Genomic DNA, 25,283 nt, shown 5'->3' with positions numbered 1-25,283 from the left:
AATTAAATGTCTAACTTTTTGGGGTCAGTACATTTACTGATCCATAAGAGGAGTTTTTATTATAGTCTTAACGTACTGATGGTAGCAAGATCTTTGGTAACAATAGCGGTATCAAATCTCACCTCAAATAGAATCAGCGATTCTCCTGCGTAATCTATCGTCTTTTTATAATCTGGAACCTTTGCAATGAAATGTTCTGCCATATCAACTACCGTTTTCGAACTTCTTTTTGCGAGACCTTTGGCTTTGACATGCTGGTTTCCAGTGTGAGGAATAGTGGTAAAAGCGATAGAAGGATTTTCTTCTATTTCCTTAACTTTGTCATTATCTTTAAAGGACGAAAAATAAAGAATGTTTTCACAAGGATCAAAATAGAAATTTACGATTCTCACATTAGGAACGTTATTCACAGAAGTTGCCAAGGCCATTTCTGTTTGTTCCACCATTATTCTCAAAAATTCTGTTTTCGTGTTCATTTTCAAAGCCTCATTTCCTTAGATTAATTATATCTGAAAGACTCTAAAATGTCAGTCGAGAAAATGAAAGCAAAGTGTTTCTTTAAGCTTAAAACTGATTGAAAGCAAGTCATATCTATAGTACAATGAAAATATAAATGTTTGAAAAATTAATTTAGAAAGGAAAACAGAATGCACGAAACACATTCTCTCCGTGAGCGATTTCTTGTTTTCTTCAAGATTTTTGTGCCCATACTGATCTATCAGTTTGCCAACTTTTCAGCAGCTTTTGTGGACACTACCATGACTGGTCAATACGATGCCCTACACTTGGCGGGGGTAGCCATGGCAACGAGTTTATGGAGTCCTTTTTTCACCTTCTTAACAGGTATCGTATCTGCCCTAGTTCCTATTATCGGACACCATCTAGGGGCAGGTCGCAAGGACCGAGTGGCACCTGATTTCTATCAATTTCTTTATATGGCTTTGGGTCTATCACTGATCCTCTTTGCCCTCGTTTTTCTAGGGGCACCCTTGGTTTTGAATCATTTAGGTTTGGAGCCTTTGGTCAGAAAGGTTGCCCTTGGTTATTTACGCTTTTTGAGTCTTGGGATTATTCCCCTTCTACTCTTTAGCGTGGTTCGCTCCTTCCTTGATGCCCTTGGCCTCACGCGCCTTTCCATGTATCTCATGCTTTTGCTCCTACCTCTCAATGGTTTCTTCAATTTCCTCCTCATCTATGGCATTGCTGGTCTACCAGAGTTAGGTGGAGCCGGGGCAGGTCTGGGAACTTCAATGGCTTATTGGGCCCTTCTCCTTATTTCCATCTCGGTTATCAGAAAGCATAAAAAGATTAAGCCCTACCACATTGAAAAGGTTCAACCCCTTGATAAAGCAGCTCTGCTTGACGCCCTTAAACTAGGTCTCCCTATTGGTGGGACCGTCTTTGCGGAAGTCGCAATCTTTTCTGGTGTTGGTTTGCTTATGTCTAAGTATCCGTCACTAGTGATTGCTAGTCACCAGGCGGCCATGAATTTCTCAAATCTCATGTACGCCTTCCCTCTCAGCATTTCCAGTGCCATGGCTATCATTATTTCCTACGAATTTGGGGCCAGACGCATGGATGCCGTCAAGAGCTACAGCAAGCTGGGACGGTTGACAGCCCTAGGATTTTCTATCTTTACCTTGATTTTCCTCTACTTCTTGCGTTATGATTTGGCTGAACTTTATGGGCATGAGCCTGACTTTTTGAAAATGACGGCCATTTTCATGACCTATAGCCTCTTCTTCCAAGTGGCAGATGTCTTTGCGGCTCCGCTTCAAGGAATCCTGCGTGGCTATAAAGATACCAAGGTACCTTTTTATCTCGGTGTCCTAACCTACTGGGGCATCACCCTCCCAGTAGGCTTCCTGCTTGAAAAAGTCACTGGGCTAGGTCCCTACAGTTACTGGATTGGCCTGATTGCCAGCCTTATCGTCAGTGGTCTCTGTTACCAATGGCGCTTAAATAGAATCGTCAAACGTTACGAATCACAATAGTGATATCCCTGAAGCAGTCTTGTCAGACTGCTTTTTCTATGCTCAAACCTCGATAATACAGAAAAAAACCTCCTGCATATTGAAAACAGATAGACTGTTATCAATACACAGAAAGCTTCTTTTGATGAGTGATTAATTATATTCAGATTTTCCTAACCTATTACCAAACTGGATGCATTAATGAAAACATAGATGTTTAATATTGAAAAAAGTATCACAGAGACCAGCTGGATCAACTAGGGCACCATAAATCATGACTAAACCACAGAGAGCTAGGAAATGATAAAAATAAACTACTTTCTCCCCTGTTTTAGGAAGTAAAAGAAAAGACCAGAACCACAAGACACAAATGGCTATTAATATGATTAGTTTATTCATCCATTCCATAATAATCTCCGTCACAAAGGTTTCGCACAATAAAATAGTCCTTAGGACTATCTGAATGTTATCATAAAATCTAACAAGTGCTGTCATTACTTCTTAAGGAAATATCTTAGTATCTCTTGCTAGTCTTGTTAAGGTAAGTTAAGACATATAAAATCATATTGGGAGGTTGGGGAGACTCATTATTACACAAAGTACAATAATGTTTACAGACGCCAAAACCAGCAAAAGCTAAGGAGAAGGACATATTGACACTTGTCAGATTTCTCACTATTATAGTGTACTATTTTTTTATTTGAAACATAAAACAATTTTGCCCAAATTGTTAAAAAATGTAATGAAAGGTCACTTTTTTATCCTGAATGGTTAGGTTACATATCATGTTAGGTTTAAAAGGCTTTCATCTTATTTACATCTTCTTCTGTCATGAAAAAAGAGGTTAGAACCAAGGGGAACCAACCTCTTTTTAGTAAGTAATATCATTCCTTCAGAATACCTAATCATTCCACTTGATCAAGCAAGTAAGCATAGCCCTCTTTTGCCATGTCAGCTTTAGGAACAAATCGCGTTGCTACACCATTGATACAGTAGCGTAAACCACCTCTATCACTTGGCCCATCTGGAAAGACATGACCTAGATGAGAATCACCCACACGACTACGTACCTCAATACGATCCATATTGTGAGAATGGTCTTCCTTGTAATTGGCTACCTCAGGACTAATAGGACGAGAGAAACTCGGCCAGCCACAGGCTGAATCAAACTTATCCTTGGATGAAAAGAGTGGCTCGCCAGTCACCACGTCAACGTAAATTCCAGGCTCAAACTGATTCCAAAGCGGACTCGTAAAGGCACGTTCCGTTCCATTTTCCTGGGTCACAGCATAGGCTTCTGGACTCAAGCTTTCCTTAAGCCCCTCCTGATTTGGCTTGTGATAAGCACTGGCATCAATGACTGGACTAGCTGCCTGATGGACATTGATATGACAGTAGCCATTAGGATTCTTCTTGAGATAATCTTGATGGTAATCCTCTGCAGGAATAAAGTGCTTCAGAGGCAACAATTCAACCGCCAAAGGCTGACCGTATTGCTCAGTCATTTCTTGGAAAACTTGCTCGATAATTGGCAAGTCATTTTCATCGGTATAGTAAACACCCGTACGGTACTGAGTTCCAACATCATTACCCTGTTTATTTTTGCTTAGAGGATTGATAATACGAAAGAAATGTAGCAAAATCTCTCGCAATGACACTTTGCTAGCATCATAGGTTACCTGAACAGTTTCAGCGTGGCCCGTCTGACCAATAAGTTCATAGCGAGTCGTCTCACTACGCCCATTAGCATAACCCGAAACCGCATCAAGCACACCAGGAACACGTGAAAAGTATTCCTCCACGCCCCAGAAACAGCCACCAGCAAGATAAATAGTATGATTATTAGGATTTGACATTTTTAACACTCCCTTCAATAGATACTTGCATCTCCACGCCTTAAGTGTAACGCTTTTCAGCAAATTTCGCACTTAAGGTGACTTGGAGAGACAAAAAAATCCCATCATATATTATGTGATAGGACCCAAATAGATGACTTTATTACCTTGATAACTCTACAAATAAACAGATTGACAGGTAATCAATACATCAGGTAACAATTGGACAACAATTCCTTCATCAGGATTTTCAGAATCATCAAATAGGAATGCTAGTTCTCCAGTTCTCTCGATATACAATTCACTTAAACTAAATCTCTGTTTACTTTCAATACCAAATTCAGCTATCAACAGGGCTTGAAGTTTTTCTAACTGTTTATCTTTTTCCTCTAGAAAGTGAGAATATACCGATTCTTGTTGTTCAGTAATACCATCATTTTCATAGTACGCAGAAAAATCTACAGGAACAATTTGAGATTGTGAAAACAAATTTACTTCAAGCTGAGTGTAATACCCAAAATCAAATTCTAATTCACCAAATTTTGACTCTATCATGATTCATTACCTTTCTTTTCATTTAATTCTTTACATTTAGCGATTCCACCTTTATGTGGAATTGCACCGTGGGCATCTATAGGTACCAGATCTAAGGTTTTCATGTCACTTCTTTCATGATAGGTAAGCCTATGTTCTTTTCTATAAGCTTTTGCCTCTTCGGGACTGACTCCCATTTTGATAGCTAATTGTAAATCACCTTGTTTAAAATTTTTATTCCTTTTTTCTGAAAAGTTTTTTATTTTAAAGCTTTCTTTAGCTATAGGTGTAAAATCTGGTTCAAAATTTTTAAAGGTAATTCCATCAATACCATATGGTTGAAATATTTCCTTAATCGTTTTCTGTTCTGGATTCGTTTGTGTATTCTGCGGAACATAGTTTGGATCAGGAATCCATTTCGAATTTCCAGGCTCACCAGTCCAGTTACCATTTGTGCTAGGAATAAATTGCTTTTCAATATTATTGTCATTTATTTTAAAAAGTGATTTTGTAAAACTTTTAATGTCTTGTCCAGACAACTTATCCTGTGGGAGAATACTCTTAAAATTATCGGCAGTATTTTTCACTGCTTCAAGAATTTTTCCTTCCATTAGTATACGCCCCCTTCTTTTGTTTGAACTTCAACAAAACGTTTAAATAGATTTTCGTAGGAAGAATCTCGAAACTGTTGTTCTTCAATTACCAATGCCAAGATGATATTAATGATTTCTTTAGAGTAAAATTCAATAGGTAGTTGGAAATTATGTACAACAGTATCAACCCAATCATGAATCTCGTCTTTATCCTTTGATTTTTCAATGGCTTGATTGGCATCTAGCAATTCATATACAAGTTCTCTAATACTCTTCAAATTAACGTCTCCACCAGCATCATTGACTTCCATAAGAAGCCGTTTAATTTTTGAGCTGATATTTGAATTTACAATCAATTCACTCACACTAGAATAATCTATATGATTACCTTCGGACATCCAATTTGTTATAAGATAATCTAAAATAACCGATTTGACATTATCGACTTTGAAGCTTTTAGGCGTAGCACTTCCTACAAACGTATTCTGAAATGTATTAGAATCATACTCAACTTTTTCAACCTTACATAAAACTGGTTGAATCCATTCATTTTGATAGACTGCTGCAACACCCTTTGGTAATTTGGCTAGTTCTATGATTTGGTCATCATTTAGATTAGCTGACTTCCCTACTAAATCACGATCTGAAAAATCAGGTAATCGCATGATAATCTTAGTATTGGTATTTCGGATAACTGACAAATCCATTAAACCTGGAGCTTGATCAGCAATAATAAATCCTTCTCCATATGTTCGCATTTCAGCAATGGCATTTGCCAACATCTCCACACTTTTACCTAAGAGATTAGCTGATTCAGCCATTTGTTCTGTTGATGTGCGTTTTAGGAGGTTATGAGCTTCTTCAAGCACAGTGATGTGTTTTAATTCGGCATTCATATCCCCGTTAGCCATGCGATACTCTTGCAGTTTCAAGACCAAAATACCCATTAGCAAAGATTTAGTCTCAGTGGAACCAACTCTACTGAGGTCAACAATGACATTTGAATCAAATAGATGCTCATTGGTGAGTTCATCATTTGAAAAGATAAGTCCATTAATACCGTTTGTCAGAGATTCGATTCGAGTTAGCAAGGCTCCCTTGTAAGCACCTTTATTCTCATCATCATATTCACTGGAATCAATAATCGTCTTAATATTATCTGCTATATCATTGAAATTTGGATAGAGTCTACCATAAGGATTGCTTGATTGAAGAAGATCCCATCCACAATCTTGATAAGATTGTTCTACAGCTTTTTTTAAAACAGCTGGCATAGCCGCATACATCGGCCAGCATACATTAAAAATTTCAACTAGTCTATCTAGATGCTCTAAAATATGAATTTCTTTAGGGAAACTAAACGGATTCAACCTCAGCAATGGTGTTAACTGAGGATTCGTTCCATAAACTGAAACATCGTCGTGGTTACCAAAGACATGCTTATATTCTCCTTTTGCAGGTTCAACAACTAGGAATTTCAAGTCATTCTTTCTGCCTTCGTTGAGAAGTTGATAAATCGTATTACTCTTACCAGATCCCGTACTCCCTGTCACAAAAACATGTGAAGCTAAAGAGTTTTGGCTCAGATTGACTGGTACATCTTCCTTATGATACATATGGAAAATATCACCTAAATGAAGCATCTTATCAGTAACAGATTCTTCATCAAATTTAGCAATATTTCGTCCGAACTCTGCACACTCTAAAATCGGTAGTCCTGGAATAGATTTTCTAGGGAAGTTCAATGAAAAGGCCAATTCTTGACCAGTAAGAGGTACTGTTGACGTCACAATAGATGGATAGACATTAAAGGTTGAATCAGCTAATAACAGATTAGGATTCAGTCCAAATAAGGGATGGCGTAATTCTCTTAGATAAGCAACTATTTCTTCTGCATCACCACTGCTCTCACCTAAATCTCCCCTCCATAAATTAACAGAAGACTGACTCATAAAGGACTCTTCTCCTTGGGTCAAAGCTAAGTAAGTATGAGCAACATTATTCGCAATATTTTGATCCTCACTGAGTACATAGGCAGCGAACTCCCACATGCCCATAGCCGTTCCTTTTTCAAAACGTTTCATCTGTTCTTCAAGGACCTTAAGGGCGTGAGAAATATTATGATTGGTAAAGGACTGGGTAATGCCCTCGTTCTTACCAACAGTAGCAGTCACATTTGAGGCACGCGCAAAATTAGCACCGATATTAGAACCTAAGTTAACACCACTTGAAGAGCCCAAGGTTTGACCAACTGTTTGAGATAAGGCACGACTAGCAGTTTTAGCAAGCGCACGGCTAACAGTTTTTGCAGTCGATTGACCAATAGTGTCTGAAGATGTAATTCCCTTAGTTAGTGCTTGGCTAAGACTAGTACTAACACCTAATGTCTGACTCACTCCAACTGTACTACTCTGACTAACTTGCGCCCCAGTCCCAGCTGCACCTACACTCACACTCGAACCTCCAGTTACACTAGAACTGACAGATGAAGTTGCACTCGATCCTATTGTTCCAGTCGTTGTTGATTGTTTATTTGTACCATCTGTATGAGATGTATTGGTACCATCAGTTTGTCCAGACGAATCCGTTTGAGATTCACCACTGGTTTGTGTGTCTCCAGCAGATTGGTTAACTGACTGATTCTTACCGTGTTGAATACCTGCACTAGCTCCTACATTAACACCAAAAGTAGCCATAGAGGTCGTTGCATCTGAAGCAGTGAAAGTATAGTTGGTTTGCCATTTTTCATATGGTGCTAAGGCTGAAAATAGCTCAGACAAACGCAACTTTCTATTTTCTATATCTTGGATAGGACTTGCTAAAAGAATTAAGGTATAGTTTTCGGATGGTTCTGACGGAATGATTCCATCAATCAATTTTTCAATGGTTTGGCTAATAAATTTTTCAGATTTGGCAGTTGGTAAATTTGACACCGTTGCCACCGAATAAGGCTTAGAGTTTGCTAGACAAGGAATCCTACCAATTCCCCTCTCATTTTGAACCATAGAGCCAGGAAAGTTACCTTTAATGGCTTCTAACAATCGCTTACGATAATTTTCGACATTGACATTATCAGAATCATTCTTAGTATTTACTACAGCCAGAAAAACTTCTGTATTAGTCTCAGTTCGATTGAAAACGAGAGCAATATTACAGTCTTCATTAGATAGCACCTCATAGACATTGACAAGCTTTTCTAAACTATTTTCTTTTTTGTCAACGACCCATTTTGTGATATTGAAATACCTGATATTATATGATTCCTGAAAGTCTGTACCAAATTCTACCTTATTTTCTATAGGAACATAGAGTTCTTTTATTTGTTCCAAATACGAATTAAAAATTTCTACTCCACATGAAGCTAATAAACGGTTCGTTAATTCCTCATCGCTAATATTAGGTTGATCTGCCAGATACTTCTCTCTTTGCTCCTCAACTTGTTTGAGTTGCTCAGGGCTCAAAGCTGAAAGTTTAGCAACTTTATCTGCGGCCTTAGCTCCTGCCTTATTAATAATGTTTTTTATTCCCATAAGATTCACCTACAAAAAAACTATTTCCAAGTAATCATTTGTTTAATCTGGTTAGTATAATTTTCAATTTGTTGCTGTTGCTCCTCTAAGCTTGCAACTTCATTTCTTGTTTTCTGAATTTTCGTATTCAAAGCACTTAATTCTGGACTAAATTCAATAATATTTTGAACAATTATACTTGTAAGATTTACTAGCCAAATTTTAAAAGCTTTCTCGTGTTCCGAACAAATACTTCCTGCAAATTCTGTCATCTTACATTTAAATAAATCATTATAGGTCTTCTTAAGGCCAGATGCGTTAACTTTACTTGATTTCAAAGTAAAGTCTCCCAATCTAAATACATAACTAAGTTCTTCTTTACTAAACTTTTCAAGATTTAATTGAGTAAAATCTATCTCTTCATAAGATAAAATCAATTGAGAAAGCTTTTGACGTTTTTCTGGTTCAAGTCCCAAATCACCTGAAATAATACGCTCAAAATGAGATTTTATCTCAGAAGCATGATTAGACCAAAAACTGCTAGACATACGTTCAAATTCAATCCTTGAAAAATAAAGTTCTTCTACAAAGTTATTTCTAAAATAGTCGACTGTTTGTGCAGAAGCTAGATTCTCTAAATTGATTTTCTTTGTCTTGTTCTCACGTGTAACACTGAGATAGTTACTAAACTCATTACTGATATTGCCTAATTTTAGATTACTAATATCTATTTGTTGATGCTCAGTTAAATTTAAAGTTGGATTTAATGAGAGTATCTCTTTGTGTATTTCATTATAACGGTCTAGAACATCCCCTTTTTCAATCTGTTTCATTAGACGCTCTTGGAAAATCTTCATTTCTTTTGGATACTTGATCAAAAGGTCATTTTTTTGGGATAATGAAGTGGATTTCAATCTTTCAACAATGACAGATTTTTGGTCATCAAGATTAGCCTCTAATTCTGCCTCTCTACTACGTAAATCTTCGTTTTTCTCTGTAATTACTTCATTTGTTCTCAATAGTAGTTTATCTAATAAAGCTTTTGCCTGTTGACACTTGTCATAGTGTGAATAGCGGTCGACAAAGGTTTTAATAGAATCCTCAATGGTTAATAAACCACTATTTGCATAAATAAGGTCGGAACTTTTTTCAGCAGTTGCTCGAACAGTATTAGACATTTGTCTTGGAAGAATATCAAACTCATACAACTTCTTATAGTATTTCGTTTCAGGATTTGAGTATTTTTCTCTATAAGTATCAAATTGCTCAGAATAGAATCCTCCCTCTAAATGCCCTTTTAACTTCGATCCAAGTCCTAAAATTGAAGACACGTAATAAATGCCTTGAGCATATAATTCTCTTGGAACGACTTGATTCATAATCTTGTTTCTAAACGAATCACGTTTAAAATTAGCCAGACTTAAATCTGCAGCCTCAGCCTTATTAACCACAATCATGGTGAACCGTTCATCTAATCCATCTACTGAAATAAGCTTTTCTTTTAAGTTACTGTTGTCTTTGCTATCCAAGGAACTACTGTCAGTTACAAAAACTGGTAATCCATTTGACATACCAGCCATGGCATTAGCGAGAACTTCTGAATGTTGACTATTTGTTGATGAATTAGAACCCGGAGTATCAAATATCGTAATTTTTGAGCCTACATCTCCTAAAATACCTTTTGAAAAAGGAACATTTATTTCGATTAAATCTCCAACACCTTTATCAGCAAAATCATTGATAACTTCTAATACTGCATGTAGCTTTGAAATGATTGAATCAAAAGAATCAGTCAATATTTCATTTATTTCCTTACCAAATGCATCAGTCTCATTTAATCCATCATAAAACACTTGATCATCATGGAAAGTAAGAACAACTCTATCATCTTTAAATATAAAAGAGATTTTAGCACGATCTTCATAAGGACTAGCTGTGACCTTATAGATTTTAGCGGTCACAGGAGTCTCAGCACTTGGAAGTAATTCCTGTCCAATCAAAGCATTAATAAAGGTCGACTTTCCTGCACTATAAGTTCCGAGCACACAGATAGGAACTGTATCTCCCGAAGCATCCGAAAAGCGTTTTAACTGTGCTTCAATTTCCTTGTTGCTCTCACCAATATTCTTTATAATCAGTGGCTCAAGATTTCTAAAAATACGATTAATTTCTGGCAGAACATCACGTGCATTCTCTAAATAGTTTGTTGATGATGACAAAATAATATTTGAAAACCGCTCATCTTTTAAAGCCTCTTCTAACTGTTGCTTCTCATCATTAGGCCCTTCAAAAATTAATTCTAGTTTTTCATCAGGAATAGAATATTCATTTTCAATTTCTTTTAAAATATCATATACCTTAAAGGGAAAAAAGCCACGTTGAAAAACGGCTGAAACTAGCTTGCTATTTGAGTTATTATCACTATTTATTGTCACCCAATTATCACTAGATAAGTCGTAGCGACTGAAAGTTACTGTCTTTTCGTAAGGATTACTTACCACTTTAATTTTATTCATAATTACTCCGATTATTTAAAAATACAAGTGTATTATATCACAGCAAATGGTTTTCTGTATGCGCTTTCTATAAAATCTAACTATTTTTATTTATCTAATCCAAATTTAATCTATCCCCCACACAAAAAAAAATCCCACCACATATTATGTGATAGGATATTATTTTTATTCCATTTCAAAGCTTTCGCTCTTGATCTTATCAGGTAAGAGGAGAGACAAAAGGATACACAAGATGGCTGGTATCAACCATGGCAGTGATGCTCCTGATAATGGAAGGAAGTTAATGAAGGCATTGAGTCCCGCAAGTTTAAACTGGCTTCCAATTACACTAAGCAAGGCAATCAGCGTGACTACTGCAACTGTCACTTGCATACCAGGTTTAGACAAGGCCACGAACTTGTTGGCAATCACAATCATAACAATCGTGATGGTGATTGGGTAGAGAATTAAAAGCACTGGCACTGAGAAAGCAATGATATTGTTAAGTCCCAAGTTGGCAATCGCAAACCCAATCAAGGCAAAGATAATGGCGTAAGCCTTGTAAGATACTTTCGGAAATGCCTTGTGGAAGAATTCCCCAGTCGCAACGATAAGTCCTGCGGTTGTTGTGAAGCAAGTCACTGTCACCATGATAGCTAGGAAAATCTGAGCCGCTGGTCCAAAGATGGCTTGTGTGGCTTGTGACAAGACACTTGCACCAATATTGGCATCTTTTGGTAATCCCGCCACTTGGAGTGGGAAATGATTCCCCAAAAAGGCTAATCCCAAATACAGAGCACCGAAGAGGATAGTCACTACGAAACCAACGACCCAAATCGTTGAGATATACTCTTTTTTAGACTTGAAGCCTAATTGGTTGAGTGTGACTACTGCTACTACACTGAAGGCCACAGAAGCCAAGGCATCCAAGGTGTTGTAGCCTTCCAAGAATCCTTTACCAAAAGCAGAAGCCTGATAGGCTTGACTTGCATCCTGAGGATTGTAACCACCATATTTAAATGCTCCTGCCACGATAACGACAACAATCATGATGGCAAAGATAGGCGTCAATATACGTCCAATACTATCTAAAATTTTAGATGGATTCATGGCAATCCAAAGTGCTAGAGCAAAGTAGATTACGGTAAAGACAAAGAGCCAAAGGCTAGTATGTCCACTTCCAATCAAAGGCGAGAAGCCAATTGAAAAGGCGGTGGCCGCCGTTCTAGGAATGGCAAAGAAAGGACCAATGGACAGATAAAGTACTGCCAAATAGACTAGGGCAAACTTAGGCGAGATTTTTTGAGAAATCTCATGAATGTAACCCTTAGGATTTAAAGTCCCGATAACCAGTGTTAGGATGGCAATACCAACACCTGATAGGACAAAGCCGGCAATGGCTGGCCAAAAATGACCTCCAGATTCAAAGCCTAACTGAGGGGGGAAGGTCAGATTTCCCGCTCCAAAGAACATACCAAACAACAATAAAGCTGTAAGGCTTCCCTTTTTTAACATAAGTTTCTCCAATCTAAAACAAACAAGATCTTATGCCCCAAATAGACACAACTTGTTTATTATAATTTTAGTCAACTTATTTAGTATGACATGATTAGTTTGGAACTTCAAGCTATTGAAACGTATTTACAAAGGTTTTTAAAATTGCAAATTTTCTGTATCCTTGTACGAAAAAACTAGACAAGATTCTCATCTCGTCTAGTTTGATATTTTGATTATGGGTGACTGACAATCAATTCAAGCTCTCCCTTAATTTGCCATGATTCAACATCGCTAGGAAGAATAAAGTGGCTGCCTTTTGCAATTGGGTATTCTTGATCATCGACTAAGAGGCTTCCTTGACCGTCAAGTACACTAAACAAACTGTAATCAGCAGTCTTTTCAAAATCAGCCTTACCTGAGATTTCCCATTTATAAACGGCGAAGAAATCACTTGCTACTAAGAGCGTTGATTTGAGGTCATCTACTTTTGTTGTGACTGGTCGACTGTTGGCTGGCTCACCGATATTAAGCACATCGATAGATTTTTCAAGATGGAGTTCACGCAGGTTACCTTGATCATCTTTACGGTCAAAATCATAAACACGGTAGGTCGTATCACTAGATTGTTGCGTTTCAAGAACCATGATACCTGCACCAATAGCATGCATGGTACCACTTGGCACATAGAAGAAATCACCTGCTTTAACTGGAACCTTAGTCAAAAGATTTTCCCAATCCTTACTTTCAATTTGCTGACGCAGTTCTTCTTTTGATTTGGCGTTGTGGCCATAAATAATTTCAGCGCCTGGCTTAGCAGCAATGATATACCAACACTCTGTTTTACCAAGCTCACCTTCATGTTCAAGTCCATAAGCATCATCTGGATGGACCTGTACGCTAAGCCAATCATTGGCATCCAAAATCTTAGTCAAAAGTGGGAAGACAGGTTCCTGACGATTGCCGAACAACTCACGGTGCTCTGCATAAAGAACATCTAAAGTTTGACCGGCATAACGACCATTCTTAATAGTAGAAACACCATTTGGGTGAGCAGAAATAGCCCAGTACTCTCCGACATGGTCGCTTGGAATGTCGTAGCCAAAGACATCACGCAAATGCGTGCCACCCCAAATTTTCTCTTGCATGACAGATTGCAAAAATAAAGGTTCAGACATAAAAACTCCTTATATAAGAATGAATAGACTCAAAATCTATGTCTTAACATAGATGATTACTCACATCATGATAAATGAATCAGTTCCACTTTAAAGCGGATGTTCCAAAAATCACCTATAGCCAGTAAGCTCCATCATCAGCAAATCACAAACAGACTTTGACGAGTAATTACCTCAATTATAAGCATAATTTGTGAAAATATCAACAGAGTCCTTAAAGAAATCATAAGATTTTGGCTTAATGGCTGCAAGTCATTTCAATAGCAAATTTCCTTTAAGAATCCTACTCATTCCTTCATTTTTCGGATAGTTTGATTGAATTTAAAGACTTTTTAACCTATAATGTTATTGATATTATGAAAGGAAATCTCTCAATGAAATTCTATTCCTATGACTATGTGCTAAGTCAGATTAGCCAACAAAACTGGGTTATGGTTGCCATTACTGCAGGACTTATTTTAGTGACCGGTGTATTTGCTTTTAAAGCCTTCAAAGAACGCCATGATACTAAGTTTCGTGAACTCTCTATTATTTCTATTTTAACCTTAGTTGCCGTGGTTCTAATTGCTATCAGTAATTTCCAAAGCAATCAATCTAACAACGACCAATTTAGAGCATCTCTTCACTTTATCGAGGTTGTGTCTAAAAATCTTGACGTTGATAAGAGCAAGGTTTATGTCAATACTTCTACTACTACAGATGGCGCTATCCTCAAAGTTGGAAACAAGTACTATCGTGCCATCTCAGGTTCAGAACCTGACAGCTACTTGCTAGAACAAATAAAACTTTACAAGTCTGATGTTGAACTCGTGGAGGTTAAAAAATGACATCTTTTTATCTTACTGTTGCAATTAAACTAGCTTTGGGGCTTATTTCACTCGTCTTTGTTATCAATTTAACAGGTAAAGGAAACCTAGCACCTAGCTCAGCTACTGACCAAGTACAGAACTTTGTTCTTGGTGCAATCCTCGGTGGTACAATTTATAGTAGTACCGTTTCAATCCTCCAATATATCGTGATTTTGATTATTTGGACGATTTTGATTTTACTTCTAAAATGGCTAATTACCAATATTCTCTTTATCAAACATTTGATTGACGGTAAACCAACTGTCATCATCAAACATGGTCAACTAGATCCTGAAGCTTGTCGCTCTAAAGGACTTTCAGCCTCTGATGTCGCTTTAAAATTACGTTCCCAAGGAATTTTTCAACTTAAAGAGGTTAAACGTGCAGTTATTGAACAGAACGGCCAATTGATTGTGGTTCGTGCGGGTGATGAAAATCCGAAATACCTAATCGTTACTGATGGGGTCATTCAAACAGAAATTCTTGATACTATTGGTAAAACGGAGGATTGGTTAAATGAAGAGCTTCAAAAAATGGGATATGACAACATTTCAGATATCTTCATCGCTGAATATGATAAAGGAAAGATTAATGTTGTCACTTATTAAACAAAATACTTGCATTACCGTTTAATATTGTCTACAATGGTCTCATCATAAAAAGGAGGTTCTATCATGGGAATCGAAGATAAATTGAATCAAGCTAAAGGTGCTCTTAAAGAGGGTGCTGGTAAACTGACTGGCGACAAAAAGACTGAAATTGAAGGTGCTGTTGAAAAAGTTGTAGCAAAAGCAAAAGACGGTCTCGAAGATGTTAAAGAAGGCATTGAAGGTGCTGTTGAAGGCCTTAAAAATAGCTTTAAAAAATAAGACAAAAAAGAAGTTTTCAAGCCATTTGGCAAGAGAACTTCTTTTTATATGTTTTCTAAACTGAAATTACTTACGAGAATGCTTGCTTCCTTTAAGTGCAAATGATGTTGTCATAAGTACAGCTCCTAATGCGCCTAGTCCCAAGCTACTCACATCACCAGTATTTGGTAGACTTGATTTACTTGTTTGATTGCTTTGTGAACTTTTAGATGACTGATTAGCCTTAGAACTTGTTTGGGTATTTTGTTTTTGAGCAAAATCAGTCTGAACATTTGTTTTTGTAGCTTCCTTTTGGTTGGAAACTTCTCTTAGCTGACCTTTTGATTCCGCTTGGGAACTTTGATTTTGAGTGAAAATCTTATTCAACTTCTCAGCTGTCTCATGAGCTTGTTGTTGGGCACTGCTTGATGTATTGGTACTTGCCTGTTCAGGCTGTGCTTCTGCTGACCGATTGGCAACTGCTACTTCAGATATAAGTGATCGTACTTCAGGCTCTGCAGCTCTAGTCGTTGATGAGCCTTGACCTGATGGGCTTGTGCTTCTGGCTGTCGTTGCTGAAGTAGTTGCATCTGCTTGGTTCGCATTAGTTGCTACTGAATTGCTAGCAGTCGCAGAGGCTGAGGCATTCGCAGTTGGAGACTTTGTGACACTAGCAGTCGTAGAAGTTGTGGTACTCACATTTGGAGACGTTGAGTTACTTGTTTGACTAGCAAAGTTTGGTGGGGTAGGAAGTCCAGTATTAACCGTCTGGCTTGTTGAACTTGTACTACTTGTACTAGTTGTATTCTCAGAACTTGTCGTACCTGATTGCCCCCATGGTGTGTTAACGCTTCCGGTATTGGTAGAGCTGCCACCATAGCTAGTTGGTCCGCCGTAGCCTCCGAAATTATCAGACATTGAACTATTACCAAAACCACCACCTGGGAAGCCGCCCATGCCACCAGCACCAGGACCATTGTTTGTACCTTCTTCAGTAGCTGTTGCAGTCACACTAGCACCACTTGATGTCGTAATGGTATAGGTTTCACCCGAAGTTAGACTCTCGGTACTAAAGACCACATTTCCAAATGAAGTTGTTGCTGTTGTGGTCGCTACAACATTTCCAGAACTATCTGTAACTGTGATGGTATCTCCAGCACTACCAGAGATGTTGGCCATGATATAAGACTGGCTTGAACCAGTTGTAAAGGCCTGAGCCATTCCTTGGTTACCTATGGCCCAAACGGTACCGCCAGAAATAATACCTGTTCCATCGTAGTCGATAGCAGCATTATCTGCACTTGTCTGAGCGACGTAGAGAGAACCACTTTTCACTGTCACATTGCCGTTACTGTCGATACCATCACCGTCTGCCAAGATAGTTACCGTTGCACCGTCAATATTGATGCCCACTTCATTTTCCAAGTCAGAAGTCGAATTGGTTAAGCTTGAAGTATCAGCGCTGTCCTTGGTCGTCCACTCAGTGGCGTTAATACCGTCATCACCAGCAGTGATATCAACGGTTCCACCTGTCAAATTGATATAACGCCCTTCAAGGCCTTCGTCACCTGCTACAACTGTTACTTTAGAATTGCCTTCGACAGTCAATTCATCTGTAACCGTGATACCTTTATCAGTTGCATTAATGGTTACCGTTGAGTCGGTAATCGTCAAATCACCACTGTTCACATCTGTTTCGTCTTCGACCTGAATACCGTCATCAGTTGCCGTGATGTTGACTGTGGCATTTTTAATGATTACAGCTGTCGTCGCATTGATGCCATCCTTGGCCTCAGAAGTCAAATCAAGCGTTACAGAGTCAACCGTTACACTATCAGCCTTAATGGCGTGCTTTTCAGTACTTGAAAGGGCCAAGCTACTTCCAGTACCGCTGGTAATGGTCAAAGCTCCCGCTGCTTCGATGGCATTAGCAGAGGTTGAAGAGATAGAACTGTCTGAAAGGACATTCACTGTCAATTCTGCTGAGGAATTAGAAGTGATTGACGAATCTGTTAAGGTCACTCCATCCAAGTAGATTGTCACCGGATCCGTCACGCTACCAGACACAATAATAGTATAACTTGAGCCATTACCTGTTAGTGTATATGAACCTGATTGATTAATGGTAACGGTAGTGCCATCAACTGTTACTGTGCTACTATCACTCGTTACCACAGTTGTCCCATTAAAGGTAATCGTGGTCGTCGTGCTTTCTGAATCATCACTGCTAGACTCAGTTGTTGTCTCAGACGTAGTATCTGAAGCGTTGTTGGTTAGAACTGAAGCTGTCTCTGAAGCGGTCGCTTCAGTGGAGCTTGTACTAGTGCCACTGCTTTCATCTGTAGTAGTTGTTGCCGTTTCTGAAATTTCATTAGTTGTTGTTGCAGCAGTTTCAGAAGAACTGGCTTCTGAAGTTGAAGATGTGCTTGACTGATCAGATGTTTCACTACTTGACGATGTATCTGTTGTGTCTGCTGTTGTACTTGTTGCTGATGAAGCCGTGTCGGATGTCGTAGTTGTAGTACTTGTATCAGTGTCTGTACTTGTTTCAGTAGTATTTGACGCTTCTTCTGTCTGAACACTTTCTTCAATCAAATCGGCAGTGGTTTCACCCGTCGTAACCGTTGAGAGTGTTGATTCGGTGTTAGTCTCATCGGCTGAAGCCTTATTTTCATTTAAGACGACCGAGCTACCAAAAATTAAGCTCGCTACTAGGACTGAACCCGCTGTTTTCCATTTTGATGATTTTTTAATGGCATAACGTTCTTGTGTTTGTTTGCTATGTTTATATGTCATATGTTAGACCTCTTTCTTACTTTTGAGATGCCTCTATTAAACACAAGAAACCTAAGACAAGACTTAAAGAAAGGTTAATCTTTCCTTAAAGTAAAAAAAGTCCCCAAGATATTGGGAACTTTCAATCTCTGGGATAGACCACCCTAAATTCTTCCAAAACAACCAGACTTTCCTGACTAAAATGTAATCCAACCTCATGCAACCATTTGCTAAAGAGATCCTCATGAAGCTCTCGCCAATAGGTTAACCTACGGTCTCCTTCACCTTCCTTGTAGGCATGTTTTTCAGAAACCTCTTTAAATGGGATGACCTCAACTTTCGTCGTTTCAATAATACAAATAGCATTCTCCTTACTATCAAGAATGACGCTCAGTTCATTTTCCTTGGGCAATGGTTCATTCCCCACTGCATACAAGTCAAAAGCTGAACTGGTTGCTGTCTTTTGCCCCATCAATACGAGCTCTGCCAAATAATCTGCTTCCACGCCAAAAGCCCAGGCATCAATCTTATCTCCGATTGTCTGATTTAAAATCTTATAGGCTTGCCACATCTGGTCTGATTTCATCAATCTACTCCTGCTTTTACTTTCCTTCCATTATATCAAAAAATGATAGACCAGATGGTACTATCATTTTCATCTTAATATTTAGAATGTTTGTAACCGTAAAAGGCATAAATAACTGAACCGATTAGCACTGCCAAACCAAAGGCTAACCATGTCTGCCAACTGTACTGACTCATAAAGGAGAGACAGACGATAATTGAAATAATAGGCAAGACCGGAACAAATGGAACCTTGAACTCGTCCTTCTGTGGCAAGCCCTTGTCCTTACGAAGAATAATGAGGGCAATAGCCAAGAGAACTAAGTAAGCCAAGGTCGCAATGTTAACCAATGATGCCATGTTGGCCAAGGAGAAGATACCTGCCGAGATAGCTGACAATACGCCTGTCAAAAGTGTCGCATGATGTGGAACCTTATTAGTCTTTGAAACCTTTTGGAAGGTTTGAGGAAGGAAACCATCACGCGCCAGGCTATAAACCATACGGCTAAGGGCGTAGGCCATTGAAATACATACCGTAATCAAGGTCATAATAGCAACGACAGAGACGTAGTTGGCTGCCCAAGAAATCCCGATATAGCGAAGGGCATAAGCCACGGCATCATCAACATTCAACTTGGTATAGTGAACCACTCCTGTCAAGACCAGCGAAACCACTGCATAGAGTGAAGCCACGATAATCAAGGCAAGAATGATACCTCGAGGAACGTTCTTTTGCGGCTCTTTAATCTCATCTACGGTCATAGAGATAGACTCAAAACCAAGAAATCCAAAGAACATGAGGGAGGCACCTGCCATAATCCCAGTTTTTCCTCCATAAATCTGACCAAAGCCAAATGGTGCAAAATCTGCCCAGTTGCTAGGATTCAAATGGAAGAGGCCCACTAAGATAAAGACCGCCAAGGCTGAAAACTTGAGCACTACCAAGAGGGAGTTCAAACGAAGGGCCTGCTTGGAATTCATGAGAAGAAGAGCCGTCACCAAGACCAAGACCAAGACTGGCAAAAGATCAATGTAAGTACCTTGACTGGGATTGAAAGGTCCACTGATAGCTTGAGGCAACTTAAGACCAAAGCTAGCAAGTAGCCCCTTGAGGTAAGCACCCCAACCAGAGGCAACACTGGATACGGCATTCATAAAGACAATCATGGTCAACCAGCCACCCATCCAGGCAGGATACTCCCCCCAGACAGCATAGAGGTAACCATAGACACCACCGGCTGATGGGGAACATGAGGCAAACTCGGCAAAGAAAATCGCTGACATCCCAACACACACTGCTGAAATCAAGACTGAAATAATCAGGGCAGGACCAGCCAGAGTCGATGCCGCGGTACCAGTAATCGTAAAGATTCCTGTACCAACCATGGCACCGATTCCCAGCAGGACCACATCCCTAAGGGTCAGATGTCGTTTCATCTCAGTCTGAGCGAGACCGACATCCTTTTTACGAAAAATACTCATTTTTATACTCCATTTTTTGCAAAATACCGAACTATTATACCATATTTCTTGGTCTAAATGGGCCTTTTTCTGTATTTTTATACTTTTATTGGTGAATGCTATGTTGAAGATGGGGACTCCTAATGCTTACTTTTTAATTTTCCATACATCTCGATTAAAAGGAGCTTACTAAAGTGGTCATTTATCATTCTTTTTTGTTTCTCAAATCCTTACCTAGAAAGAATTTTCAATTTTTAGAAAAAAACATGAAAATCTTATGAATGCGTTTGATTCTTCTAATGAAAGATGTTAGAATGGGGTCATTAAAAAGGAAAAGGGGAACTTTTATGGAAAATAAAGTTCATTTTAAACTTCATAAAGTGAAAAAACAATGGGTTACCATTGCCGTGTCTGGTTTGGCACTTGGTGCCTCATTGATTGGAGTTGGTGTCTCTGCCGACGAGCAAGCTACAAATCAAGTTACCTCAGCTAGCACGCCTGAAAGCGTCAGTCAGGATCCTGAGCTTGTTGTCACAGAAACAACTGTAGCTACGACAAAAGCTGATCAAGGCGCAACCAATAAGGCAACTGATACAACTGCTACTGTCACAACTGATAAGCAGCCAGTCCTTAAGGAAGACCAAGCAAGTAGCACTTACAATTTGTCTAGTGGCGAAACGAGAACCGCTACCTCAACTTCAGAAACAGCTAGCACAGTCACCGAAGTAAACAGTCAAGCACCGGAGTCTGTTGAAACTACTGTCGTTTCTGGCGGTCAATTCAAGAGCGATGCTGAGGGCAACTGGTACTATCTCAAAGATGGGAAAAATCTGACAGGTGCCCAAAACGTTGACCATTTCGACCTTTATTTTCACGAGGATGGCAAGCAAGCCAAGGGTGAGATTATCACAGAAAATGGACAATCTTGCTACTATGACAAAGCCAATGGACGTAAGGTAACCAATACCTCTATCAACATTGATGGTCAAGCCTACAAAGCTGATGCCCAAGGTCGTTTGACAGCAGTTCTGCCTGAAACGAACAAACGCAACCAGTTTATTGAAGACAACAACCACAACTGGTATTACCTCGGCAAAGATGGCAAACCCGTCACTGGTGCTCAGAACATCGATGGCTTTAACCTCTACTTCCACGAAGATGGTCGACAAGCTAAAAACGAAATCGTCACTATTAATGGTGATAGCTACTATTTCGATAAAGACAATGGACGTCGCGTAACAGGTCTCCAAGCTCTTAACAACGTCAACCATAAATACTTTGGCTTTTACTACTTCGACAAAGATGGCAAGATGGTCAAAGATGACTTCATCACTGAAAATGGAAATCTTTACTACTTTGATGCTACTGGTAATCAACCTAATTTTGTCTTTGTTTCGGATAAAGCTGGAAACTGGTATTACATCAATGACTTCAAGGCAACTAAAGGCTTCTCAGCCCCATTTGGTTTCCAAACCGAATTTCTAGACCGTAGCCAAGCTCACTACAAGACAAGTGTTCAAAACCTGAACGGACAACAGTATTATTTTGACCCCAAGACTGGTATCATGGTAACCAACCGTTATGTTTCTGACGATAAAGGGAATTGGTATTACTTTGGTAAAGATGGTAAAGCGCTTCATGGCTTTCAAACAGTAGACGGTAGCCTTCACTACTTCAATGACAATGGTCAACAAGTCAAAGGGGACTTCCTTTACTACGGTAACGATATCTACTATTTCGACAAAGACAATGGAAATCCAGTAACCAACCAATTCGTTAATAGAGATAACTCTTGGTACTACTTCGGAGCTGATGGTAAAGCCGTATCTGGTTTCCAAACCATTAACGGACAGAACCTTTATTTCCACGAATATGGTGTACAAGCCAAGGGACAACTGGTTACTGTTGGTGGCAAAACCTACTACTTCGATCCAAATACAGGTGACAAGTGGGTAAATCGCTCACTTACCTTAAACGGTACGGTCTATAAATTTGATAGCAATGGTGTGGCGACTACTAAAGCTGACCAAACCACAAATCGAAATCAATTTGTTAAAGGTACTGATCAAGAATGGTACTACTACGATGCCAATGGTAAAAAGGTCACTGGTTTCCAAACTATTAACAAGGACCTCTTCTACTTCAACGATAAGGGCCAACAAGTCCGAGGAAGTATTTTCAACCTAGGTGATAACTACTACTTTGCCAACAAAGACACTGGTGCTGTCCTTCGTAATGCCTTCTACCATGATAAATCTACTGGTCGTTACGGTAACTTCTCTGAAAACATCTACTACGCAGGAAGTGATGGTGCCTTCAAGACAGGCTGGTTTGAAGTTGATGGCAACCGTTATTATGGTAGCGACTATTCTGATGACGACACACCTAAAGGAAACCTCTACACAGGAGTTATCAACTCTCAACTCTTTAGCCCAGATGGAAAACTCTTGACAAACGGTCTCTATCCTGAGTTCAAGCGTACTGGTGAAAATTCGTATGAACTTGAAGGTGTCTATGTTACAGATGCCGACGGTAATATCAAAGAAGGTCCTTATCAATATGATGGTAAGATTCTTGGATCTAAATATAGTAACGTCCGCCAATCACAATGGTCAACTTTTGACGAATGGGACATTCTTAATGGACACCTCTACCACTTCGACTCAACACCTATGACCTTCACAGCACCAAATGGCCAAAAAGTGACCACAAACGTTGCCATTGCAACAACTAATAAGGCCCTTACCTATCGCGGTGTAACCTTTAATTTTGATGCCAAGGGTATTGATGCGGCAAAAGAAAAAGCCATCCACTTTGACCAATTGCAGACGGATCGTAGCGGCACAAGTTATCTCTATGAAAATGGTCAAAAAGTCACTGGCTTGAAGACCTTTGATGGCGTCACTTACTATTTCTATGACGATGGCCGCCAAGCCAAAGGCACAGAGGTCACAATCAATGGTAAGACTTACCAATTTGACCAATTGACTGGTATCATGACACGCAACGCCTTTTCAAAATCATACAACTACGAAGGTTCTCCACGCTTCCCATACTACCCAACACGCTACTATGGCAACGACGGAGCTGCTCTGACAGGTTGGCAAACCATCGACGGCAAGGACTACTACTTCCGAGATAGCGGAAACCTTGAAACAGGACGTTTTGTCATCGGAGACAGAGCCTATAATGCTGATGACAATGGTGTAGTTGCTGACCGCAAGGGTGAACCTGCCTATCGCAATCGTATTGTCTACGATAAAGGCGATAACTACTATTACAATGACAAAGGTGAGAAAGTGACCGGCTTCCAAGAAGTTGATGGCAAGGTCCTCTACTTCGACGCTGAAGGTAAACAAGTCCTAGGACGTTTCGTCACAGTCGATAACTATACCTACTATTTCGATCCTAAAACAGGAGAAAAATACACTAACCGCTCTGTCCTCATCGACGGTAAACTCTATACCTTCGACAAAGATGGACATGTCGTGTCATAAGATGAGATGAAACCGAGACGAAAGTCTTGGTTTTTTTGACACCAAAATTATTGGCTAGGAGGGCCTGGCATTCTCATCTTAAAACTTAGAAGGTTGGTAACCATAACAAAAATAAAAGCTAAACCTCTTTGTAAAGTATAGGCGTTTCATAATCAATATTCGACATGGTATAGTGGATAAGGTTCGTCAATACCAGAGTAACTAGAGAATAGAGAATAGAGAACTGCTACAATTATCAGGGATATGACAATAAATGTTCATATATTATTGATTAAAGTTTTTGAAATATAAGTTTTTTATTAAACATAAATCACTTTTATGAATCCTCTAGAAAATCATAAAAAGCCCTAATTTTTGAATGAAATTTTACATTAACACTCGTAATGTACTATTACTATCATGTTTTAAATCATTTTAAGTATCAAACAAAATTTTTCAATTTACATATTTTTAATTTTTTGACTTTTATAATCACCTCTGTTATAATCATCATATATCAAGGAGGAATTAATGAACATGAATAAGAAATTACATGCTACTATTGGTCTTAGTGCTGCAATTTTAGCACTTGGTCTATCATCTTCTGCACTTGCAGATGAACAAGAATTGCCAGTAAGTCTTCCCGCTACAGAGGCTCTTGATAACACTTCTTTTGAAAACCTAGTTGTTGAAAACATCCCTGCTTCAGCCGTTGATGTTAATCTAACTAGCGAATCAGTAAGCACAACTGCTACTGCTAATCCTGCCACTGAGGTTAACTCAGCGAGCACTGCTATCCTTAGCGAGGAAGTAACTACACCTGCAAGTACTCCTACACCAGCAGTTGAAAATACAACTCCTGTAAGTCTTGAAGAATCAAGTCCAGTTGTAAACACACCAACGGTTGATGAACGTGTGTCAGAAGTTCGTATTCATCATATTCGTCGTACAACTGAAGCAAGTTATTCACAATTTAGCTCTCAAAAAGATGTGCTTTACACAACGATTAAAGTACCTGCATTCACTGAATACGACACATCTGCTTTTGCACCAGCAACGGTTACCGATGAAAACGGAAAAACATGGTATTTTGCTAAATACGACGACATAGTGCTTAACAATAAGAGTAATTACGGCGCACCTAAAAAAGGGATTGCTTCAAGTCCTATTATTGATGTCACTTACTTCTATGATGATGTTGACCTTGCTCCAACTGTCGCACAACAAGCCCGTTTTGTCGATGAGAAGGGACAGGAAATTGCTCCAATCAAAGTCAACATGGTTAGACGCGATATTGATTTAGCTTACTATGCCTATTTCCCGACTGCGCCTGAAACGATCCAAGCTAATGGTAAAACATATAAGCTACAATCAACTGATGATCAAGAAATTAAGTCACACAAAATTCGTATTTCAAATACTGTGACAATCACTTATATTTACAAGGAAGTTACTGAAGGAACAGCTGAAAAACCTGTAACACCAGCTACACCAACAAGTGCTAAAAAACTTCGTCTTCCTAAAGGCAATAACGGTGTGAAAACGCGTATCCCTGTTAACTACAAACACCAAACAAATTCTTCAAACCAAGGAACTACAAAATTACGTCTCCCTAAAGGGAATAATGGTGTGAAAACACGTGTACCGGCTAAAAAGAACACTCCTATTCTTGCAGTAGACTACTTATAAGCAAAAAAAAA

General features: G+C 39.0%; 17 protein-coding genes. 6 read left to right on the top strand and 11 right to left on the bottom strand.

Annotated features, from left to right (window positions below; all coding sequences use genetic code 11):
• Positions 1–59: 59 nt before the first annotated feature.
• A complete protein-coding gene (locus HMPREF2867_RS03265; protein WP_070575778.1) occupies positions 60–476 on the bottom strand; it encodes a pyridoxamine 5'-phosphate oxidase family protein in 417 nt (138 codons plus the stop codon).
• Between the two features lie 171 nt (positions 477–647).
• On the opposite strand from HMPREF2867_RS03265, the gene HMPREF2867_RS03260 reads away from it, so the two are divergent.
• Positions 648–1,994: an MATE family efflux transporter gene (locus HMPREF2867_RS03260; protein WP_070575776.1), complete on the top strand. Its 1,347-nt coding sequence runs from the start codon at positions 648–650 to the stop codon at positions 1,992–1,994.
• Positions 1,995–2,878: 884 nt separating this feature from the next.
• Here HMPREF2867_RS03260 and msrB read toward each other — a convergent pair.
• The 7 genes from msrB to manA all read right to left on the bottom strand — a co-directional run bounded on the left by msrB (position 2,879) and on the right by manA (position 13,611).
• On the bottom strand, positions 2,879–3,829 hold the full coding sequence (gene msrB / locus HMPREF2867_RS03250; protein WP_070575773.1) for a peptide-methionine (R)-S-oxide reductase MsrB: 951 nt from the start codon (positions 3,827–3,829) through the stop codon (positions 2,879–2,881).
• 156 nt (positions 3,830–3,985) lie between these two features.
• Positions 3,986–4,363, bottom strand: a complete 378-nt coding sequence (locus HMPREF2867_RS03245) for a hypothetical protein (protein ID WP_060972823.1) — start codon at positions 4,361–4,363, stop codon at positions 3,986–3,988.
• Positions 4,360–4,953: an HNH endonuclease gene (locus HMPREF2867_RS03240; RefSeq protein WP_070575770.1), complete on the bottom strand. Its 594-nt coding sequence runs from the start codon at positions 4,951–4,953 to the stop codon at positions 4,360–4,362. Before HMPREF2867_RS03240 ends, HMPREF2867_RS03245 begins: the two co-directional genes overlap by 4 nt.
• Positions 4,953–8,465, bottom strand: coding sequence for an ATP-binding protein (locus tag HMPREF2867_RS03235; RefSeq protein ID WP_070575767.1), 3,513 nt, complete (start codon positions 8,463–8,465; stop codon positions 4,953–4,955). The genes HMPREF2867_RS03240 and HMPREF2867_RS03235 overlap by 1 nt, the downstream gene beginning before the upstream one ends.
• A gap of 20 nt (positions 8,466–8,485) precedes the next feature.
• Positions 8,486–10,960, bottom strand: a complete 2,475-nt coding sequence (locus HMPREF2867_RS03230) for a dynamin family protein (RefSeq protein ID WP_070575766.1) — start codon at positions 10,958–10,960, stop codon at positions 8,486–8,488.
• A 165-nt stretch (positions 10,961–11,125) separates the two neighbouring features.
• Entirely contained in the window at positions 11,126–12,454 is a 1,329-nt protein-coding gene (brnQ, locus tag HMPREF2867_RS03225; protein WP_070575763.1) for a branched-chain amino acid transport system II carrier protein, read from the bottom strand.
• Between the two features lie 215 nt (positions 12,455–12,669).
• Positions 12,670–13,611, bottom strand: coding sequence for a mannose-6-phosphate isomerase, class I (gene manA / locus HMPREF2867_RS03220; protein ID WP_070575760.1), 942 nt, complete (start codon positions 13,609–13,611; stop codon positions 12,670–12,672).
• Between the two features lie 374 nt (positions 13,612–13,985).
• Between manA and HMPREF2867_RS03215 the strand changes: the two genes are divergently transcribed.
• The 3 genes from HMPREF2867_RS03215 to HMPREF2867_RS03205 all read left to right on the top strand — a co-directional run bounded on the left by HMPREF2867_RS03215 (position 13,986) and on the right by HMPREF2867_RS03205 (position 15,328).
• Complete coding sequence (locus HMPREF2867_RS03215; protein WP_002885310.1) at positions 13,986–14,438, top strand: DUF3290 family protein; 453 nt, start codon at positions 13,986–13,988, stop codon at positions 14,436–14,438.
• On the top strand, positions 14,435–15,067 hold the full coding sequence (locus HMPREF2867_RS03210) for a DUF421 domain-containing protein (RefSeq protein ID WP_070575757.1): 633 nt from the start codon (positions 14,435–14,437) through the stop codon (positions 15,065–15,067). The genes HMPREF2867_RS03215 and HMPREF2867_RS03210 overlap by 4 nt, the downstream gene beginning before the upstream one ends.
• 66 nt (positions 15,068–15,133) lie before the next feature.
• Entirely contained in the window at positions 15,134–15,328 is a 195-nt protein-coding gene (locus tag HMPREF2867_RS03205; protein ID WP_013990383.1) for a CsbD family protein, read from the top strand.
• Between the two features lie 66 nt (positions 15,329–15,394).
• On the opposite strand, the gene HMPREF2867_RS03200 is transcribed toward HMPREF2867_RS03205, so the two are convergent.
• The 3 genes from HMPREF2867_RS03200 to HMPREF2867_RS03190 all read right to left on the bottom strand — a co-directional run bounded on the left by HMPREF2867_RS03200 (position 15,395) and on the right by HMPREF2867_RS03190 (position 20,128).
• Positions 15,395–18,103: a carbohydrate-binding domain-containing protein gene (locus HMPREF2867_RS03200; RefSeq protein WP_070575754.1), complete on the bottom strand. Its 2,709-nt coding sequence runs from the start codon at positions 18,101–18,103 to the stop codon at positions 15,395–15,397.
• 121 nt (positions 18,104–18,224) lie between these two features.
• Positions 18,225–18,668, bottom strand: coding sequence for an ASCH domain-containing protein (locus HMPREF2867_RS03195; RefSeq protein WP_037610488.1), 444 nt, complete (start codon positions 18,666–18,668; stop codon positions 18,225–18,227).
• Between the two features lie 74 nt (positions 18,669–18,742).
• Entirely contained in the window at positions 18,743–20,128 is a 1,386-nt protein-coding gene (locus HMPREF2867_RS03190) for an amino acid permease (protein WP_070575751.1), read from the bottom strand.
• Positions 20,129–20,454: 326 nt separating this feature from the next.
• Here HMPREF2867_RS03190 and HMPREF2867_RS03185 point away from each other — a divergent pair, with 326 nt between their 5' ends.
• Together HMPREF2867_RS03185 and HMPREF2867_RS11325 are read left to right on the top strand one after the other, a co-directional pair.
• On the top strand, positions 20,455–23,604 hold the full coding sequence (locus HMPREF2867_RS03185) for a KxYKxGKxW signal peptide domain-containing protein (protein ID WP_070575748.1): 3,150 nt from the start codon (positions 20,455–20,457) through the stop codon (positions 23,602–23,604).
• Between the two features lie 510 nt (positions 23,605–24,114).
• Positions 24,115–25,272: a hypothetical protein gene (locus HMPREF2867_RS11325; RefSeq protein WP_002885386.1), complete on the top strand. Its 1,158-nt coding sequence runs from the start codon at positions 24,115–24,117 to the stop codon at positions 25,270–25,272.
• Positions 25,273–25,283 lie beyond the last annotated feature (11 nt).

The organism is Streptococcus sp. HMSC064H09, from assembly GCF_001812625.1.
Classification (GTDB): Bacteria; Bacillota; Bacilli; order Lactobacillales; family Streptococcaceae; genus Streptococcus.
Note: the sequence above shows the minus strand (reverse complement) of the source record. Positions and strands in the feature narration are given on the sequence as shown.

What these genes read in the sequence shown, in the direction of transcription:
- HMPREF2867_RS03265 (WP_070575778.1), bottom strand. Translation starts at nt 476, where the DNA reads ATGAACACGAAAACAGAATTTTTGAGAATAATGGTGGAACAAACAGAA.
- HMPREF2867_RS03260 (WP_070575776.1), top strand. Translation starts at nt 648, where the DNA reads ATGCACGAAACACATTCTCTCCGTGAGCGATTTCTTGTTTTCTTCAAG.
- msrB (WP_070575773.1), bottom strand. Translation starts at nt 3,829, where the DNA reads ATGTCAAATCCTAATAATCATACTATTTATCTTGCTGGTGGCTGTTTC.
- HMPREF2867_RS03245 (WP_060972823.1), bottom strand. Translation starts at nt 4,363, where the DNA reads ATGATAGAGTCAAAATTTGGTGAATTAGAATTTGATTTTGGGTATTAC.
- HMPREF2867_RS03240 (WP_070575770.1), bottom strand. Translation starts at nt 4,953, where the DNA reads ATGGAAGGAAAAATTCTTGAAGCAGTGAAAAATACTGCCGATAATTTT.
- HMPREF2867_RS03235 (WP_070575767.1), bottom strand. Translation starts at nt 8,465, where the DNA reads ATGGGAATAAAAAACATTATTAATAAGGCAGGAGCTAAGGCCGCAGAT.
- HMPREF2867_RS03230 (WP_070575766.1), bottom strand. Translation starts at nt 10,960, where the DNA reads ATGAATAAAATTAAAGTGGTAAGTAATCCTTACGAAAAGACAGTAACT.
- brnQ (WP_070575763.1), bottom strand. Translation starts at nt 12,454, where the DNA reads ATGTTAAAAAAGGGAAGCCTTACAGCTTTATTGTTGTTTGGTATGTTC.
- manA (WP_070575760.1), bottom strand. Translation starts at nt 13,611, where the DNA reads ATGTCTGAACCTTTATTTTTGCAATCTGTCATGCAAGAGAAAATTTGG.
- HMPREF2867_RS03215 (WP_002885310.1), top strand. Translation starts at nt 13,986, where the DNA reads ATGAAATTCTATTCCTATGACTATGTGCTAAGTCAGATTAGCCAACAA.
- HMPREF2867_RS03210 (WP_070575757.1), top strand. Translation starts at nt 14,435, where the DNA reads ATGACATCTTTTTATCTTACTGTTGCAATTAAACTAGCTTTGGGGCTT.
- HMPREF2867_RS03205 (WP_013990383.1), top strand. Translation starts at nt 15,134, where the DNA reads ATGGGAATCGAAGATAAATTGAATCAAGCTAAAGGTGCTCTTAAAGAG.
- HMPREF2867_RS03200 (WP_070575754.1), bottom strand. Translation starts at nt 18,103, where the DNA reads ATGACATATAAACATAGCAAACAAACACAAGAACGTTATGCCATTAAA.
- HMPREF2867_RS03195 (WP_037610488.1), bottom strand. Translation starts at nt 18,668, where the DNA reads ATGAAATCAGACCAGATGTGGCAAGCCTATAAGATTTTAAATCAGACA.
- HMPREF2867_RS03190 (WP_070575751.1), bottom strand. Translation starts at nt 20,128, where the DNA reads ATGAGTATTTTTCGTAAAAAGGATGTCGGTCTCGCTCAGACTGAGATG.
- HMPREF2867_RS03185 (WP_070575748.1), top strand. Translation starts at nt 20,455, where the DNA reads ATGGAAAATAAAGTTCATTTTAAACTTCATAAAGTGAAAAAACAATGG.
- HMPREF2867_RS11325 (WP_002885386.1), top strand. Translation starts at nt 24,115, where the DNA reads ATGAACATGAATAAGAAATTACATGCTACTATTGGTCTTAGTGCTGCA.